The organism is Microbacterium sp. DT81.1, assembly GCF_049844955.1.
Classification (GTDB): Bacteria; Actinomycetota; Actinomycetes; order Actinomycetales; family Microbacteriaceae; genus Microbacterium.
In genome coordinates, this window is sequence record NZ_JBNCMA010000001.1 from 812,744 (window position 1) to 827,351 (window position 14,608).

The following is a 14,608-nucleotide window of genomic DNA, read 5'->3' on the forward strand; positions in this document are numbered from 1 at the left end:
CCCTTCGACAAGCTCAGGGCAGGCCCAACGGCGAAGGCACGCCGTAGGCTCGTGTGGTGACGATCGACGCCCGCACCGAACCCGTCCAGGCACTGCCGCTCGAGCGGCTCCGTGAGCGGACGAGCGAGAAGTGGCGCGAATACGACGCGGATGTCCTCCCGATGTTCGTCGCCGAGACGGATTTCCCCCTGGCGCCCGCGATCAGCTCCGCCCTGCACCGCGCCATTGACCTCGGAGACACGGGCTACACGGCATCCCGCAACCCGCTGGCGGGGGCCTACGCGGAGTTCGCGCAGCGGCGCTACGGGTGGACCGTCGACCCCGCGATGGTCCGCTCGACGGCCGACGTGAGCCTGGGGATCGTAGAGATCCTGCGCCGCATCACAAACCGTGGCGACCGTGTCGTGGTGACCCCGCCGGTCTACCCGCCGTTCTACGACCTGATCGAGGAGGCGGGCGCCGTGGACGAGCGCGTCCCGCTCCTGCGCACCGGGACCGGCTGGGAGCTCGACCTTGACGGGATCGAGGCGGCGTTCGCCGCGGGAGCCCGCGCCTTCCTGCTCTGCAACCCCCACAACCCCACCGGAACCGTGCACTCGCGCGAAAGCCTGGCGGCCCTCGCCCGCCTCGCCGCGCGGTTCGGCGTTCGCGTGGTGAGCGACGAGATCCACGCGCCGCTCACTCAGCCGGGGGTGCCGTTCACCCCGTTCCTGGATGCCGCACCCGAGGCTCGCGAGATCGGCTTCGCCGTGGCATCCGCGAGCAAGGCCTTCAACCTCGCCGGCCTGAAGTGCGCCGTCATGGTGACCGCGGGGGAGCGGCCCGGCCGGATCGTGCGCGGGATGCCGGTGGAGGTCGAGTGGCGCACGTCCCAGCTCGGGATGCTCGCGAGCGTGGCGGCACTCTCTCCCGAGAGCGATGCGTGGCTCGACGGGCTGCTCATGACGCTCGATCAGAACCGCCGGCTGCTCGCGGATCTGCTGGCCGAGCACCTGCCGGGTGCGCGGTACATCGCGCCGGATGCGGGCTACCTCGCGTGGGTCGACCTCACGGCTCTGGGCTGGGGACGCAACCCGGCCAAGCGCATCCTCCGGGACGCGAAGGTCGCGTTCCACTTCGGGCCGGCGTTCGGCGAAGAAGGGGTCGGGCACGTTCGCGTCAACTTCGGCTGCTCGCCCGAGGTGCTGCGGGAGGCGATGGAGCGCGTGGGTACGCTCGTCGACTCGTGACCGAGCAGCGCACCCGCGAGGAGCCGACCGGAATCTGGGACCCTCGCGTCGTCTGGGTCACGATCGGCTCCGTCGCGCTCGTCCTGCTGGCAGCCGTGCAGGCACTCGCCGTCACGACGGTCATGCCTGTGGTGAGCCGGGAACTCGACGGTGCGGCGCTCTACGCGGTGGCGTTCTCAGCGACCCTCGCCACCAGCGTGATCGGGATGGTCGCGACCGGCGCGTGGTCGGATCGGGCCGGCCCCATGCCGCCGCTCTCCGCGGCGACGGGCCTGTTCGTGGCGGGGCTGCTCATCGCCGGGCTCGCACCCACGATGGAGCTCCTCGTGCTCGGCCGCCTCGTGCAGGGGCTGGGAGCCGGCGGTCAGACGGTAGCGCTCTACGTCGTGGTGGCCCGGGTCTATCCGTCGGCCCTGCACGGCCGCGTCTTCGCCGCCTTCGCGGCGGCATGGGTCGTGCCGTCGCTGGTCGGGCCCTTCCTCGCGGGCGCCGTCGCCGAGTTCCTGCACTGGCGCTGGGTCTTCCTCGGCGTCGCCGTGCTCACCGCGGTCGCCTTCGCGATGGTCGTGGTAACGCTGCGCGGCGTCGACATGCACTCGAACGGTACGGGGCAGAGCGGCGGGGTGGCAACCCGCCTCGGACTCGCGGTCGTGGTGGCGGTCGGCGCCCTCGCTCTCAGCCTGTCGGGCCAAGTGCCGGCATTCGGGTGGGCCGTGGCCGCGGCATCCCTCGTTCTCATAGGCCTCGCCGCCCGCCGCCTGCTGCCTCCGCACACCCTGCGGGCGGGTCGGGGGCTGCCGAGCGTCGTGCTGATGCGAGGACTCATCGCCGGAACGCTGTTCGGCGCCGAGATCTATGTGCCCTACCTGCTCATCGACCGCTACGACTTCTCACCGACGCTGGCCGGCCTCGGTCTGACGGTCGCGGCCCTGGCGTGGGCCGCGTTCGCCGACGTGCAGGGGCGGTTCGGCGACCGGCTGGGCAACAGGCGGATCACCCTGATCGGGATCACGCTTCTGGCGACATCCACCGCCACCGCGTGCGCGACGGCGCTGCTCGGTCTGCCGCCGGCGGTGCTGATCGCCGGCTGGACGCTCGCCGGCGCGGGCATGGGACTCATGTACGCCCGGCTGACCGTGCTGACGCTCGCGTACTCGACGCCGCAGAACCAGGGCTTCAACTCGTCGGCGCTGTCCATCTCAGACTCCATCGGCGCATCGGCTTCCATCGCGGTGATGGGACTCGTCTTCACGGCGCTCCAGACGGTGGATGCCGGGTTCCCGGCGGTCTTCGCCCTCGCCACCGGTCTCGCCCTCGTCGCGCTCGTGCCCGGTCTGCGGCTCGGGCACGCGCACGAGGCCTCCGCGGTCCGCGCCGCGTGAAGGGCCTCGTTCCACGAAGTCGCCGTCGAGTGAGCCGCCCGGTCGAGTGACACGCCGGGATTTGGCCCCCGAAGAGAGGTAAGGCTACCCTTACTGGGTGAGCTCTTCCACCGCACTCCGCACGCGCCCCGCGTACCGCCCCTATGCCGCGACGGTGGCCGAGGTGCAACGGCTCTCCCCGCACTTCGTGCGCGTCGCCTTCACGGGTCCCGACTTCGAGGTGTTCGGCACGGCGGGTCTCGACCAGCGGGTCAAGCTCATCCTGCCGCTCGAGGACGGCACGCTCAGCGACATCGGTCAGCACGACGATGAGGCGATCGACGCGGGGGACTGGTACACCGCGTGGCGGGAGATCCCCTCCGCGACGCGCAGCCCTCTGCGCACGTACACGGTCCGCCGGGTCGATCCCGCCGCCCGCCGGCTGCTCGTCGACTTCGTCGTGCACCACGACGCCGGTCCGGCCGGCAGCTGGGCGGAGCGGACCGCGGTCGGTCAGGAGATCGTGGTCGTCGGACCCGATCAGCGAAGCGAGGGTTTCCGACTCGGACTCGATTGGCACCCCGGCACCGCCCGCCGGGTCGTGCTGGCGGGCGATGAGACGGCCGCTCCGGCGATCTGCTCGATCCTCGAATCGCTCGACGAGTCCTACGCCGTCGATGCGTTCATCGAGGTTCCGACCGCTGACGACTTCCTCGAGGTCGACCTGCCGACCGGCTTCCGGGTCACGTGGCTCGCGCGCGGAGACCGTGCGCACGGCGCCGCCCTCACCGAGGCGGTCACCGGCTGGAGCTCCGGAGCGGCGGACGTCCTCGCCGCCGCGGCGTCCCCCCGGCGTCAGGAACTCGCCGAGGTCGATGTCGACGTCGATCTCCTGTGGGACAGCCCGGACGACTCGGACGGCGAGTTCTACGCCTGGATGGCGGGGGAGGCGGCCATGGTCAAGGGCCTGCGCCGTCACCTGGTGCAGGGGTGCGGGGTGGATCGCAAGCGCGTGGCCTTCATGGGCTACTGGCGCCTGGGCCAGTCCGAGCGCCAGGAATGACCACCGCTCGCGATCGACGAGGGCGTCTGCTGCTGCTTCTCGCGGTCGCGCTGCTCCTGCTCCTGATCGGTGCGAGCCTGGCGATCGGAGCGCGGCCCGTCGCGCCCGCGGTGGTGATCGACGCCCTGCTGCGGCCCGACATGTCGATCGCCGACCACACCGTGATCCTCGGCCAGCGCGTGCCGCGCACGGCGATCGGGGTGCTGGCCGGAGCCGCCCTCGCCCTGGCGGGCACGCTCATGCAGGGTCTCACCCGCAACCCGCTCGCCGACCCCGGTCTGCTCGGCGTCAACGCCGGCGCGTCGGTGGCCGTGCTCGCCGCGATCACGCTCCTCGGCATCACCGCGCCTTCCGGCTTCGTGTGGTTCGCCTTCGCGGGCGCCGCTGTCGCGTCCGTCGTCGTCGCGGCGATCGGAACGCGCGGTCCGGACGGCTCCAGTCCCGCGAAGCTCGCTTTGACCGGCGCCGCCGTGACGGCGGGGCTCACCGCCGTCACGATGCTGATCCTGACCACCTCCATCACGGCGTTCGACGTCTTCCGCTACTGGCAGGTCGGCGGCCTGACGGCGCGCGGGCTCGACACCGTCGCGGTCGTGCTCCTGCCTCTCCTCGTGGGTGCGATCATCGCCTTCACGTCGGCGCGTGGGCTCGATCTCATGGCTCTCGGAGACGACACGGCCACCGGTCTCGGGCACAGCGTCGCCCGTACGCGTGCGCTCGGCATCGTCGCGACGGTACTGCTGTGCGGCAGCGCGACCGCCATCGCCGGGCCGATCGTCTTCGTCGGCCTGCTCGTACCGCACGCACTCCGAGCGCTCATCGGGGGCGACTACCGCTGGCTGCTGGCCATCGGTGCCCCCGCGGGCGCCGTGGTGCTGCTCGCGGCCGACGTGCTCGGACGGGTGATCGCGCTGCCGGGCGAAGTGCAGGCGGGGCTCGTCGTCGCCTTCGTAGGCGCTCCCGTGCTGATCTCCATCGTGCTGCGGCCGGGGCGGGTGACGCTGTGACGTCGTCCGTGCTCGAGATCCGCTCGCTCGTCCGTCGGCGCCGGACCACGGTCGTGGTCTCGGTCCTCCTCGCGGTTCTCGCCGTGGCGATGCTGTCGCTCTCCATCGGCGACTACCGGATCGCGCCGGCTGACTTGTGGCGCACCCTCTGGGGCGGCGGCGAGCGCGTGGAGTCGTACGTCGTCTTCCAAGTGCGCGCGCCCCGGCTCGCGATGGCGCTTCTCGTCGGTGCCGCGCTCGGCGCGGCCGGCGGGCTGCTGCAGTCCCTCCTGGGGAACCCGCTCGCGAGCCCGGACCTGCTCGGAATCAGCGGCGGCGCGGGCGCAGCAGCGGTGTTCGCGCTCCTCATCCTCGGCGTGGGCGGTCCGCTGCTCGCGGCTGCGGCGTTCCTCGGCGGGATCGCGGTCGCCGCATTCCTGCTGCTCGCCGGCCGGCACCGCGCGGACGGCGGCTATCGCCTGATCCTCGCCGGCGTGGGAGTCGCCTTCCTCAGCGTCGCCATCACGAATTACCTGATGGTGCGGGCTCAGGTGGAACTGGCCCAATCGGCCCTGATCTGGCTCACCGGCAGCCTGGCATCGACGCCGTGGTGGAACGTCGCCACCGTGCTCATCGTCCTCGTCATCGCTACGCCGGCGGTCGTCGCGTGTGCGCGCTGGCTGCCGATCACCCAGATGGGCGCGCCCACGGCCGCGTCGCTGGGGGTGCGGTCCTCGACCGTGCGGCTGGTCACGATCCTCACCGCCGTCCTGCTGACCGCCGTGACGTGCGCGTTCGTGGGTCCCATCGCCTTCATCGCGCTCTGCGCCCCGGCCATCGCGCGGCCGCTTCTCGGTCACGGCGCGGTCGGCATCGGCACGAGCGCCGCGACCGGCGCCGGCCTGCTCGCGGCGGCCGACCTCGTCGCGCAGTTCGCTCTTCCGGGCGTCTCGGTTCCCGTCGGCGTCGTGACCGGCGCGATCGGCTCGGTGTTCCTGCTCTGGCTGCTCGCCACATCGAAAGGACGGCACCTGTGACCACGGCATCCGCCCCACGTCTGTCGGCCAGAGGTCTCTCCGCCGGCTATCCGGGCCGCCGCGTCATCGAAGGCCTCGACCTCGACTTCGCGCCGGGACGGATGACGATGATCATCGGTGCCAACGCGTGCGGCAAGTCCACGCTCCTGAGCGTCCTCGCCCGCGTCAACGAACCCCTTGCGGGAACGGTCGAACTCGACGGAGCCGACGTCTCGACGCTGCCGCGCCGGCGGTTCGCCCAGAGCGTCGGCCTGCTGCCGCAGCATCCCACCGCCCCCGACGGACTCACGGTCGCCGAGCTGGTCTCGCGCGGCCGCCACCCGCATCGTGGGCTCTTCCAGCGCTGGAGCGCGGCGGACACGGCGCGGGTGGATGACGCGATGGCGAAGACCGGCGTCCGCGCCCTCGCCGATCGCCCGGTCGGCGACCTGTCGGGCGGGCAGCGCCAGCGCGTGTGGATCGCCATGGCCCTCGCTCAGGAGCCCCGTGTGCTGCTCCTCGACGAACCGACGACCTTCCTCGACCTGAGCCACCAGATCGAGGTGCTCGATCTGCTGCGCACCCTGAATCGCACAGACGGCACCACCATCGTCGTCGTGCTGCACGAGCTCAACCTCGCCGCACGCTACGCAGACGACCTCGTCGTGATGAGCGCGGGACGGGTCGTCGCGCACGGCGAGCCGTCCGCGGTGCTCACCCGCGAGGTGGTGTCGCAGGCGTTCGACCTCGAGGCCCTCGTGATACCCGACCCCCTCACCTCCACCCCCCTCGTCATCCCCGTCCCCGGCGGCGCCCACGCCGCCGCGGACGAGGCATGACGCGACCGAAAGGAAAGTCCCGCATGTCCTCATCCACCTCCCGCCTGAGCGCCCTCGCCGCGCTCACGGTGGCCGGCGGGCTGGTCCTCGCCGGCTGCGCCGGCACCCCCGGCACCGAGACCGCCGGCTCCTCCGACGCCCCCGCCGGCTCGGCGGACGCGTTCCCCGTCACGTTCGAGCACATGTACGGCGAGACGACCATCGAGTCCGCTCCGGAGCGGATTGCGACCTGGGGCTGGGGTGCCACCGATGCGGTGCTCGCGCTCGGCATCGTGCCCGTCGCGATCGCCTCGATGGACTACGGCGGGGGTGACAACCGCATCACGCCATGGGTCGAGGATGCCATCGCCGACCTCGGCGGCGAGGAGCCAGCGATCCTCGACAACGCCACCTTCGAGCTCTCGGTCGAAGAGCTGCTGGCGTCGGACCCGGATGTGCTCATCGCGCCGTACTCGGGTCTGACGCAGGAGGAGTACGACGCGGTCACCGGCGCCGGCATCCCCGTCCTCGCCCCCGCAGAGGCGCTCTGGTCCACTCCGTGGCGCGAAGTCATCACCGAGACGGGCAAGGCGCTGGGTCTGGACGCGGAGGCGGAGCAGGTGCTGGCCGACCTCGACCAGCAGGTGGCCGACGCCGCGGCGGAGCACCCGGAGTTCGACGGCACCACGATCGCGTACGCGGCCGACGACGTCGACACGTTCTACCTCTACCTGCCGGCCGACCCGCGCGTGGAAATCCTCGAGGACCTCGGCTTCGTCACCGCCGAAGCGGTCACCGCACTCGACACCGGAGAAGCCACGTTCTACACCACCGTCAGCAGCGAGAACCTCGACCAGATCGACGCCGAGGTGATCTTCACCCAGGTGGACAGCGAGGACCAGCTGCAGACCTTCCTCACGTCCGACCGGACGAAGCTCATCCCCGGCGTGGCATCCGGTGCCGTGGGTGCCATCGTCGGAGAGGAGAACGTCGCCGCCATCTCGCCGACGGCGCTGACCCTCCCGTGGATCCTGCCCCAGGTGGTCGAGCAGCTCGCGGCCGCCACGGCGGCGGCTCAGGGCTGATCAGCTCGAACATGGCGAAAGCCCCGGCCATCCCGCCGGGGCTTTCGCGCGTTCAGGATGCCGCGGCACTCACTTGCGGGCATCGAGGGCGCGAACACCGCGCCACGCGAGCGGGATGGCGAGGGCGGCGATGGCGGCCTTGATGACGCCACCGGCGATGAACGGCAGCACGCCGGCCTCCATGACCGATGCGAAGGTGATGTCGACACCCATCACGCCGCTGAGGATGAATGCCATGTACGGAACGCCGACGAGGAACGGGATGACGCTGGCCGCGACGAAGCCGACGAAGGCGAGCACGGGCTTGCGGTCCCACGCACGCTCGGCGAACCAGCCCGCGACGAAGGCCGCGGGGATGAAGCCGACGATGAACCCGAACGAGGGCGACAGCACGTAGGCGGGGCCGGCGACCGGACCGGCGAAGATGGGGAGCCCCGCGAGGCCGAGCAGCATGTACGTCGTGAGGCTGGCGGCGCCTCGCTTGGCGCCGAGCGCGGCGCCGACGAGGATCACGCCGAGCGTCTGGCCGGTGATGGGCACCGGGCCGATGAAGAACGAGACCTTGGCGAGCACCGCGACCAGGGCGACACCCGTGAGGACGAGCGCCGTGTCGAGGGCGAAAGCCCGCGCCCGTGACGAGGGACGGGCGATCACATCGGCGAGGACGCGACGGGGCGAGGGGGCGACGGCGATGGCTGACATGGGACTCAGCCTAGAGGGCGGCTCTCCGCACATCTTGGATGGAGTCCACCAATGATCGGCGCGCCGTCTGTAAGGGATCTCCAGCGCCCCGGGCGTCGAGGACGCACTCCGCTTCCAGCCATCGCCGCTTATACTTGGAGGTCGGCCGATCGGCCGCCCCTCACCTTCCTCCCTGAACGAACGGACGTTTCGCTGTGCTTGCCGTTCACGACCTCGAGATCCGCGTGGGCGCGCGCGTGCTCATGTCCGACGTGTCGTTCCGCGTCTCGCCGGGCGACAAGGTCGGCCTCGTCGGGCGCAATGGCGCCGGCAAGACCACGCTGACGAAGGTGCTCGCCGGCGACCTGCTCCCGGCCGACGGTCGCGTCGAGCGACACGGCGAGCTGGGCTACCTTCCGCAGGACCCCCGCACCGGTGACCCCGACATGCTCGCGCGCACCCGTATCCTCGACGCGCGCGGCCTCGGCACGATCGCGCTCGGCATGCACGAGGCGTCGATGGCGATGGGCGATGAGAACCCGGATGTCGCCGCCAAAGCGATGAAGCGCTACAGCAGCCTGACCGAGCGGTTCGAGGGGCTCGGCGGCTACACGGCCGAGGCCGAAGCGGCATCCATCGCCCACAATCTCTCGCTTCCCGACCGCATCCTCGACCAGCCGCTGCGCACCCTCTCCGGGGGTCAGCGCCGACGAATCGAGCTGGCGCGCATCCTGTTCTCCGACGCGGACTCGATGATCCTCGACGAGCCCACCAACCACCTCGACGCCGACAGCGTCGTGTGGCTGCGCGAGTTCCTGAAGAACTACAAGGGCGGGCTGATCGTGATCAGCCACGACGTGGAGCTCGTCGGCGAGACGGTCAACCGCGTCTTCTACCTCGACGCGAACCGACAGGTCATCGACGTCTACAACATGAACTGGAAGAACTACCTGCGCCAGCGGGTGGCCGACGAGGAGCGTCGCAAGAAGGAGCGCGTCAACGTCGAGAAGAAGGCGACTCAGCTGCAGATGCAGGCCGCCCGGTTCGGAGCGAAGGCGTCGAAGGCCGCGGCGGCGCACCAGATGGTCGCCCGTGCCGAGAAGATGCTCTCCGGCCTCGACGAGGTGCGCCAGGTGGAGCGCGTGGCGAAGCTCCGGTTCCCGAAGCCCGCGGCGTGCGGCAAGACGCCGCTCATGGCGTCGGGGCTGTCGAAGTCCTACGGCTCGCTGGAGATCTTCACGGATGTCGACCTCGCCATCGACCGCGGCTCCAAGGTCGTCGTGCTCGGCCTGAACGGCGCGGGCAAGACGACGCTGCTGCGCATTCTCGCCGGCGTCGACAAGCCCGACACCGGGCAGCTCGAGCCGGGACACGGGCTGAAGATCGGCTACTACGCCCAGGAGCACGAGAACCTGGATGTCTCGCGCTCGGTGCTCGAGAACATGATGTCCGCCGCGCCGGACATCAGCGCCACCGAGGCGCGCAAGGTGCTCGGCTCCTTCCTGTTCACCGGGGATGACGTGCTCAAGCCCGCGGGCGTGCTCTCGGGCGGCGAGAAGACGCGCCTGTCGCTCGCGACGCTCGTGGTGTCATCCGCCAACATGCTGCTGCTCGACGAGCCGACGAACAACCTCGACCCGGCCTCACGCGAGGAGATCCTCGGTGCGCTCGCGCACTACGAGGGCGCCGTCGTGCTGGTCTCGCACGACGAGGGCGCCGTATCGGCGCTCAACCCCGAGCGCGTGCTCATCCTGCCCGACGGGGTCGAGGACCTCTGGAATCGCGAGTACCAGGACCTCATCGCCCTCGCCTGATGTCGAAGGGTCAGCGGCCCGCCGAGTCGAGGATCGCGTCCTCTTCCGACATGTCGCGGTCGCGACGCCTGGTCGGGGTGCGCGGCCGACGCGGGGGCTTCGGCGCGTCCTCCGGAAGTTCGGCTTCCGCAGCCGCATCCTCGGCGTCTTCACGGCGCACCTTGATCTCGGTGCGGATGATGTAGCCGATGAAGATGAAGCCCATGAGAGCGAACAGAATCCACTGGATCGCATACGACAGGTGCGGTCCGGGGTCCTCGGTCGGCGCGTCGAGCGCGTTGGGTCGGGTGGCAGGAGCCGGGTCCTCCGAGATCATCAGGCCATAGGCGGAGGTGATGGTGCTCGCCCCGCTGACCTCGGCGATGCTCGCAAGGTGGATCGTGGGAACCTGACCCTCCGGCGCCGAACGGCTGGGAAGCGCCTCGCCGGGGCGCAGTCGCGCGATGACGGTCACCTCGCCGGTCGGAGGTGCCGGGATCTCATCGGGCACCGTGCCCTCACCCGGCGGCACCCACCCGCGATCGACGATGAAGATCCGACCGTCATCGAGCCGCAGGGGCGTCAGCACCTCGAAGGCGCTGGTGCCGCCGCGCGGTCGGTTGCGCGCGAGAAGCTGGTCCTCGACCACGTACTCGCCCGTGAGCAGCACGGGCAGCCATTCGTCGCCCGAGTCGAAGTCCACCAGCCCGGTCAGGACCTCGCCGATCGGCACGGGATCCGCGTCGTAGTTCTCGGCCACGAGGTCCAACTGAGCCGCGCGCTGCTCATTGCGCGCGAACTGCCACTGCGAGAGGAACCAGCAGCCGACCGCGAACGCGAGGGCGAGCGCGACGTACCCGCTCCAGCGAAGCGCAGCCGAGCGCCGTGTGTCGCTCCGGCGCGGCGCCTGCGCGACCTCGGCCTCCCGCAGGCTCACGGCGCGACCACCGTCGGGTCGGCCCCATCAGGGGCGCGCGTCAGCGAGCCGGGGGTTTGGGGCGGAACCCCATCAGGGGCGCGCGTCAGCGAGCCGGGGGTTTGGGGCGGAGCCCCATCAGGGGCGCGCGTCAGCGAGCCGGGGGTTTGGGGCGGAGCCCCATCAAGGGGCGCCACGAACGGCGAGACCGAGACGGGGAACGACCGAGCCGCGAGGTAGTCCCTCAGGTACGGTGCGTGCTCGTCGCACGCCAGCCAGACCTTGCGGCGGTCGGTCGTATGGATCCGGGGGTTCCGCCACGCCACGCTCTGCGTCGCGGGAGCGCGGCAGCCCGCGCGAGAGCAGACGGGCTGCTCCGGTGGTGCGGCCACGATCAGGCCTGTCGGGGTTCCGTCGGTGCCGGCGGCGCCTCGGCGATGCGGATGACCGACGGCGCCGCGCTCGGTGGCTCGACCGGGGGGAGAGGCGCTTCGATCGCGATGAACGGGCTCTCGGCACGGGAGATGTGCGTGTCCTGGCCGACGTTCGCGAGCACCACGGCGACGTAGGGCAGCACCATCGCCCCGATGCCGAAGACCCACGTGTACCAGCCGTACGGCGTGATCGCCACCATCAGGATGAAGCAGGCGATGCGGATGCCCATCGTGACGAGGTACTTCGTGAAGCGCGCTCCGGCCTCCTCGTGCGGGGCACGCGGCACCGACGTCGTGGATTGGGCCTTCGCGGTGGATTTCACGGTACATCCAGCGTACGCCGCGCGAAGCGACGCAGGCCGGGTGCACCATGAGAGTATCTCGTCGTCGAGACGACTGACAGCGAGCGATTAAGCGCGGTAGTTCTGCGGGTTGTTGGCGATGTCGATCAGAAGTGGAAGCATCGCGAACAGGATGATGACGCCCAGCACCGCCAGGGCGATGCCGACCCATCCGATGATGGTTCCGGCAAGGGCCATTCCGCGGCCCTGCTCGCCGGTCTTCTTGATCTGACCGAGTGCCATGTGCCCGGTCACGACCGCGACGATCGACGCGATGAAGGGCAGGATGACGAAGCCGGCGATCCCGCTGATCAGGGACACGACGGCGAGCGTGTTCGTCTTCGGCGGCGCGCCCTGGCCGTACGCACCGTAGGCCGGAGCCTGCCCGTATGCCGGTGCCTGGCCGTAGGCCGGGGCCTGCCCGTAGGCGGGAGGCGAGTAGGCCGGGGGCTGTGGTGCAGCGCCCGGGTGGTCGGAGGGGGGCTGCGGGGGATTCGAGCCGGGTGTGGTGTTGTCGCTCATGGTGTGCCTTTCGTTGCTGTTCCATACAGCGTTCCAGCGGGGACCGGGGGTGTCAATGTGAGGCGACGCTAGGCTGGTGCGGACTCGGCCGCGAGCGCTCCGGCGCCGCCCTCATCCCTCCCCAGAGCATCGGAGTACCCCATATGACCAGCGATCGCGTCGTTCTCGTCACCGGAGGAAACCGAGGAATCGGCCGCGCCATCGCCGAGCGCTTCGTCGCGGAAGGCTACCGCGTCGCCGTGACCGCGCGGAGCGGTGAGGGACCCGAGGGCACGCTCACCGTGCGAGCGGACGTGACGGATGCCGCTGCCGTGGATGCGGCGTTCACCGAGGTGGAGGCGCAGCTCGGTCCCGTCGAGATCGTCGTCGCGAACGCCGGAATCACCAAGGACACGCTGCTCATGCGGATGAGCGAGCAAGACTTCGACAGCGTGGTGTCGACCAACCTGGGTGGGGCTTTCCGCGTCGTCAAGCGCGCGTCCAAGGGCATGCTGCGCGCTCGGTTCGGCCGGGTGATCCTCATCTCCAGCGTCGTGGGTCTCTACGGCTCGGCCGGTCAGGTGAACTACGCGGCGTCGAAGAGCGGGCTCGTCGGCTTCGCGCGATCGCTCACCCGCGAGCTCGGGGGGCGCGGCATCACCGCAAACGTCGTCGCGCCGGGGTTCATCGAGACCGACATGACGGCCGCACTGCCCGAAGACACGCAGGCGGAGTACAAGCGGAACATCCCGGCCGGCCGCTTCGCGACCGCCGACGAGGTTGCGGGTGTCGTGACGTGGCTCGCATCGGATGCCTCGGCGTACATCTCAGGCGCCGTGATCCCGGTCGACGGCGGCCTCGGCATGGGCCACTGAGCATCCGGTCGACTGAGTTCGCGGTGCGAACCGGGGGCGGGCCGATGCACGCTGTCAGTCGGTCAACGAACGGACGATCGCCTCGCCGAGTTCGGTCGGACGGCTGAATTGCGGCCAGTGGCCCGCCGGCAGGTCGACCAGGTCGAGATCTTCGATCGCGGCGAGCTCCGCAATCCATGGCGGACCCTGAGCCATGTACTCCCGCACCACGCCGGACGGGACGCTGCACGTGATCATGGTCATGGGAACCTCACGCCGGCGGACGTCCGTGAGCACGAGCGGGTCGGCGGGCACTTTGCGGGGGACCGTCTTGACCACTTGCTCGATCCGAGCGCGCGCATCGTCGTCGAGGTCCTGGATCTCGTTCTGCTCGAAGGCGTCCCAGCCCGGGAAGGGGATGACCCCGTCGACCTCGGGGAACTCATCCCAGATGATGCCGCCGTCGCCCTGCGGAAAGGTGTCGACGAGGATCACCCTCGCTACCTTGTCGGGGCGCGCGTCGACGGCACCGTAGGCGACGTTGCCGCCGCCGCTGTGCCCCACGACCGCGACGGGTCCGGTGAGCGCGTCCAGTCGGGCGACCGCCGCGTCAATCCAGTCCCCCATCCCGACCTCGCGGGACTCGTCACCGGGTGAGCCCACGCCGGGCATGCTGAGCGGGTGCGGTGTGTGACCAGCGGAACGCAGAACGGGAATCACGTCGTCCCACGACGACGCATCGAGCCAGAGGCCCGGAATCAGAAGAACATCCATGCCGAGACGCTACGCCCCGCCTCCGACACCGGCCACGATCACAACCCTGACCACGACCCCGCTGCTCCCGCCTCTCACCGTGGAGGCAGCAGCGGGATGACCTCACGGAGGTCGAGAGGACCCACGACGAGGTCCGCGGCCGCCCGGACCGCCGGCTTGGCGTTGAAGGCGAGGCCGAGTCCCGCCACGCCGAGCATCAGCAGGTCGTTCGCACCGTCCCCGATCGCAATCGTGGCGCCGGGTGGGACGCCGTGCATTGCGGCCCACTCGACCAGCGCGGACGCCTTGGCGGACCCATCGACGATATGACCATCGACCAGCCCCGAGAGCGCCTCGTCCTTCACGCCGAGCCGGTTGGCGCGCCAGATGTCCACTCCGAGATCGGGGCAGATCACGTCGAGGATCTCGTGGAAGCCTCCCGAGACCACACCCACGGTCCCGCCCCGCTCGTGCACGGCGGCGATCAGCTCCCGCACACCGGGTGTCGGCTCGATCCGCGAGATCACGTGGGCGAACGCCGACACCGGCACACCCGTGAGAGCGGCGACTCGGGTGCGCAGGCTCTCCGCGAAGTCCACCTCCCCCCGCATGGCGGCTTCGGTGGCGGCGGTGACCTCGGGTCCCCGTCCGGCCTCGTCGGCGATCAGCTCGATGACCTCGTTGCGGATGAGCGTGGAGTCGGCGTCGAGCACGACGAGCAGGGGTCGGGAGGGCACGACACAAGAGCGTAGCGGGACGGCCGTCATCGCCGTCGAC

Annotated in this window: 15 protein-coding genes and 1 pseudogene; 9 read left to right on the plus strand and 7 right to left on the minus strand. The window is 70.6% G+C overall.

Going from position 1 to position 14,608, the window contains the following annotated elements; all coding sequences use genetic code 11:
* The first annotated feature begins 56 nt into the window (after positions 1 to 56).
* From ACLQ2Q_RS03785 to ACLQ2Q_RS03815, 7 genes are all read left to right on the plus strand, one after another.
* Positions 57 to 1,229, plus strand: a complete 1,173-nt coding sequence (locus ACLQ2Q_RS03785; RefSeq protein WP_425818086.1) for a MalY/PatB family protein — start codon at positions 57 to 59, stop codon at positions 1,227 to 1,229.
* Complete coding sequence (locus ACLQ2Q_RS03790; RefSeq protein WP_425818088.1) at positions 1,226 to 2,611, plus strand: MFS transporter; 1,386 nt, start codon at positions 1,226 to 1,228, stop codon at positions 2,609 to 2,611. The genes ACLQ2Q_RS03785 and ACLQ2Q_RS03790 overlap by 4 nt, the downstream gene beginning before the upstream one ends.
* Positions 2,612 to 2,708: 97 nt before the next feature.
* Entirely contained in the window at positions 2,709 to 3,653 is a 945-nt protein-coding gene (locus ACLQ2Q_RS03795) for a siderophore-interacting protein (RefSeq protein ID WP_425818090.1), read from the plus strand.
* Complete coding sequence (locus tag ACLQ2Q_RS03800) at positions 3,650 to 4,660, plus strand: FecCD family ABC transporter permease (protein WP_425818092.1); 1,011 nt, start codon at positions 3,650 to 3,652, stop codon at positions 4,658 to 4,660. Before ACLQ2Q_RS03795 ends, ACLQ2Q_RS03800 begins: the two co-directional genes overlap by 4 nt.
* Positions 4,657 to 5,676: a FecCD family ABC transporter permease gene (locus ACLQ2Q_RS03805; RefSeq protein WP_425818094.1), complete on the plus strand. Its 1,020-nt coding sequence runs from the start codon at positions 4,657 to 4,659 to the stop codon at positions 5,674 to 5,676. Before ACLQ2Q_RS03800 ends, ACLQ2Q_RS03805 begins: the two co-directional genes overlap by 4 nt.
* On the plus strand, positions 5,673 to 6,494 hold the full coding sequence (locus ACLQ2Q_RS03810; RefSeq protein WP_425818096.1) for an ABC transporter ATP-binding protein: 822 nt from the start codon (positions 5,673 to 5,675) through the stop codon (positions 6,492 to 6,494). Before ACLQ2Q_RS03805 ends, ACLQ2Q_RS03810 begins: the two co-directional genes overlap by 4 nt.
* A gap of 23 nt (positions 6,495 to 6,517) precedes the next feature.
* On the plus strand, positions 6,518 to 7,558 hold the full coding sequence (locus tag ACLQ2Q_RS03815) for an ABC transporter substrate-binding protein (protein WP_425818098.1): 1,041 nt from the start codon (positions 6,518 to 6,520) through the stop codon (positions 7,556 to 7,558).
* Between the two features lie 69 nt (positions 7,559 to 7,627).
* On the opposite strand, the gene ACLQ2Q_RS03820 is transcribed toward ACLQ2Q_RS03815, so the two are convergent.
* Complete coding sequence (locus ACLQ2Q_RS03820) at positions 7,628 to 8,260, minus strand: biotin transporter BioY (protein WP_425818100.1); 633 nt, start codon at positions 8,258 to 8,260, stop codon at positions 7,628 to 7,630.
* 194 nt (positions 8,261 to 8,454) lie between these two features.
* Between ACLQ2Q_RS03820 and ACLQ2Q_RS03825 the strand changes: the two genes are divergently transcribed.
* On the plus strand, positions 8,455 to 10,053 hold the full coding sequence (locus ACLQ2Q_RS03825; protein WP_425818102.1) for an ABC-F family ATP-binding cassette domain-containing protein: 1,599 nt from the start codon (positions 8,455 to 8,457) through the stop codon (positions 10,051 to 10,053).
* A 10-nt stretch (positions 10,054 to 10,063) separates the two neighbouring features.
* On the opposite strand, the gene ACLQ2Q_RS03830 is transcribed toward ACLQ2Q_RS03825, so the two are convergent.
* The 4 genes and pseudogenes from ACLQ2Q_RS03830 to ACLQ2Q_RS03845 form a co-directional block, all read right to left on the minus strand.
* Positions 10,064 to 10,963, minus strand: coding sequence for an SURF1 family protein (locus tag ACLQ2Q_RS03830; protein WP_425818623.1), 900 nt, complete (start codon positions 10,961 to 10,963; stop codon positions 10,064 to 10,066).
* Between the two features lie 188 nt (positions 10,964 to 11,151).
* Positions 11,152 to 11,346: pseudogene (locus ACLQ2Q_RS03835) on the minus strand (hypothetical protein); the annotation flags it as partial.
* Positions 11,343 to 11,705, minus strand: coding sequence for a DUF3099 domain-containing protein (locus ACLQ2Q_RS03840; protein WP_425818104.1), 363 nt, complete (start codon positions 11,703 to 11,705; stop codon positions 11,343 to 11,345). The gene ACLQ2Q_RS03840 and the pseudogene ACLQ2Q_RS03835, both read right to left, overlap by 4 nt.
* 87 nt (positions 11,706 to 11,792) lie before the next feature.
* Complete coding sequence (locus ACLQ2Q_RS03845) at positions 11,793 to 12,245, minus strand: DUF4190 domain-containing protein (protein ID WP_425818106.1); 453 nt, start codon at positions 12,243 to 12,245, stop codon at positions 11,793 to 11,795.
* A 143-nt stretch (positions 12,246 to 12,388) separates the two neighbouring features.
* Here ACLQ2Q_RS03845 and fabG point away from each other — a divergent pair, with 143 nt between their 5' ends.
* The gene (gene fabG, locus ACLQ2Q_RS03850) at positions 12,389 to 13,099 is read left to right on the plus strand and encodes a 3-oxoacyl-ACP reductase FabG (RefSeq protein ID WP_425818108.1); all 711 of its coding nucleotides are present in this window, start codon (positions 12,389 to 12,391) and stop codon (positions 13,097 to 13,099) included.
* Between the two features lie 54 nt (positions 13,100 to 13,153).
* Here the strand turns inward: fabG and ACLQ2Q_RS03855 are convergent, their stop codons facing one another.
* On the minus strand, positions 13,154 to 13,852 hold the full coding sequence (locus tag ACLQ2Q_RS03855) for an alpha/beta fold hydrolase (RefSeq protein ID WP_425818110.1): 699 nt from the start codon (positions 13,850 to 13,852) through the stop codon (positions 13,154 to 13,156).
* Between the two features lie 74 nt (positions 13,853 to 13,926).
* A complete protein-coding gene (gene serB / locus ACLQ2Q_RS03860; protein ID WP_425818112.1) occupies positions 13,927 to 14,598 on the minus strand; it encodes a phosphoserine phosphatase SerB in 672 nt (223 codons plus the stop codon).
* Positions 14,599 to 14,608 lie beyond the last annotated feature (10 nt).

Excerpts from the sequence above, each read along its gene's own strand:
- ACLQ2Q_RS03855 (WP_425818110.1), bottom strand. The coding sequence starts at position 13,852 with ATGGATGTTCTTCTGATTCCGGGCCTCTGGCTCGATGCGTCGTCGTGG.
- ACLQ2Q_RS03800 (WP_425818092.1), top strand. The coding sequence starts at position 3,650 with ATGACCACCGCTCGCGATCGACGAGGGCGTCTGCTGCTGCTTCTCGCG.
- serB (WP_425818112.1), bottom strand. The coding sequence starts at position 14,598 with ATGACGGCCGTCCCGCTACGCTCTTGTGTCGTGCCCTCCCGACCCCTG.
- ACLQ2Q_RS03820 (WP_425818100.1), bottom strand. The coding sequence starts at position 8,260 with ATGTCAGCCATCGCCGTCGCCCCCTCGCCCCGTCGCGTCCTCGCCGAT.
- ACLQ2Q_RS03815 (WP_425818098.1), top strand. The coding sequence starts at position 6,518 with ATGTCCTCATCCACCTCCCGCCTGAGCGCCCTCGCCGCGCTCACGGTG.
- fabG (WP_425818108.1), top strand. The coding sequence starts at position 12,389 with ATGACCAGCGATCGCGTCGTTCTCGTCACCGGAGGAAACCGAGGAATC.
- ACLQ2Q_RS03845 (WP_425818106.1), bottom strand. The coding sequence starts at position 12,245 with ATGAGCGACAACACCACACCCGGCTCGAATCCCCCGCAGCCCCCCTCC.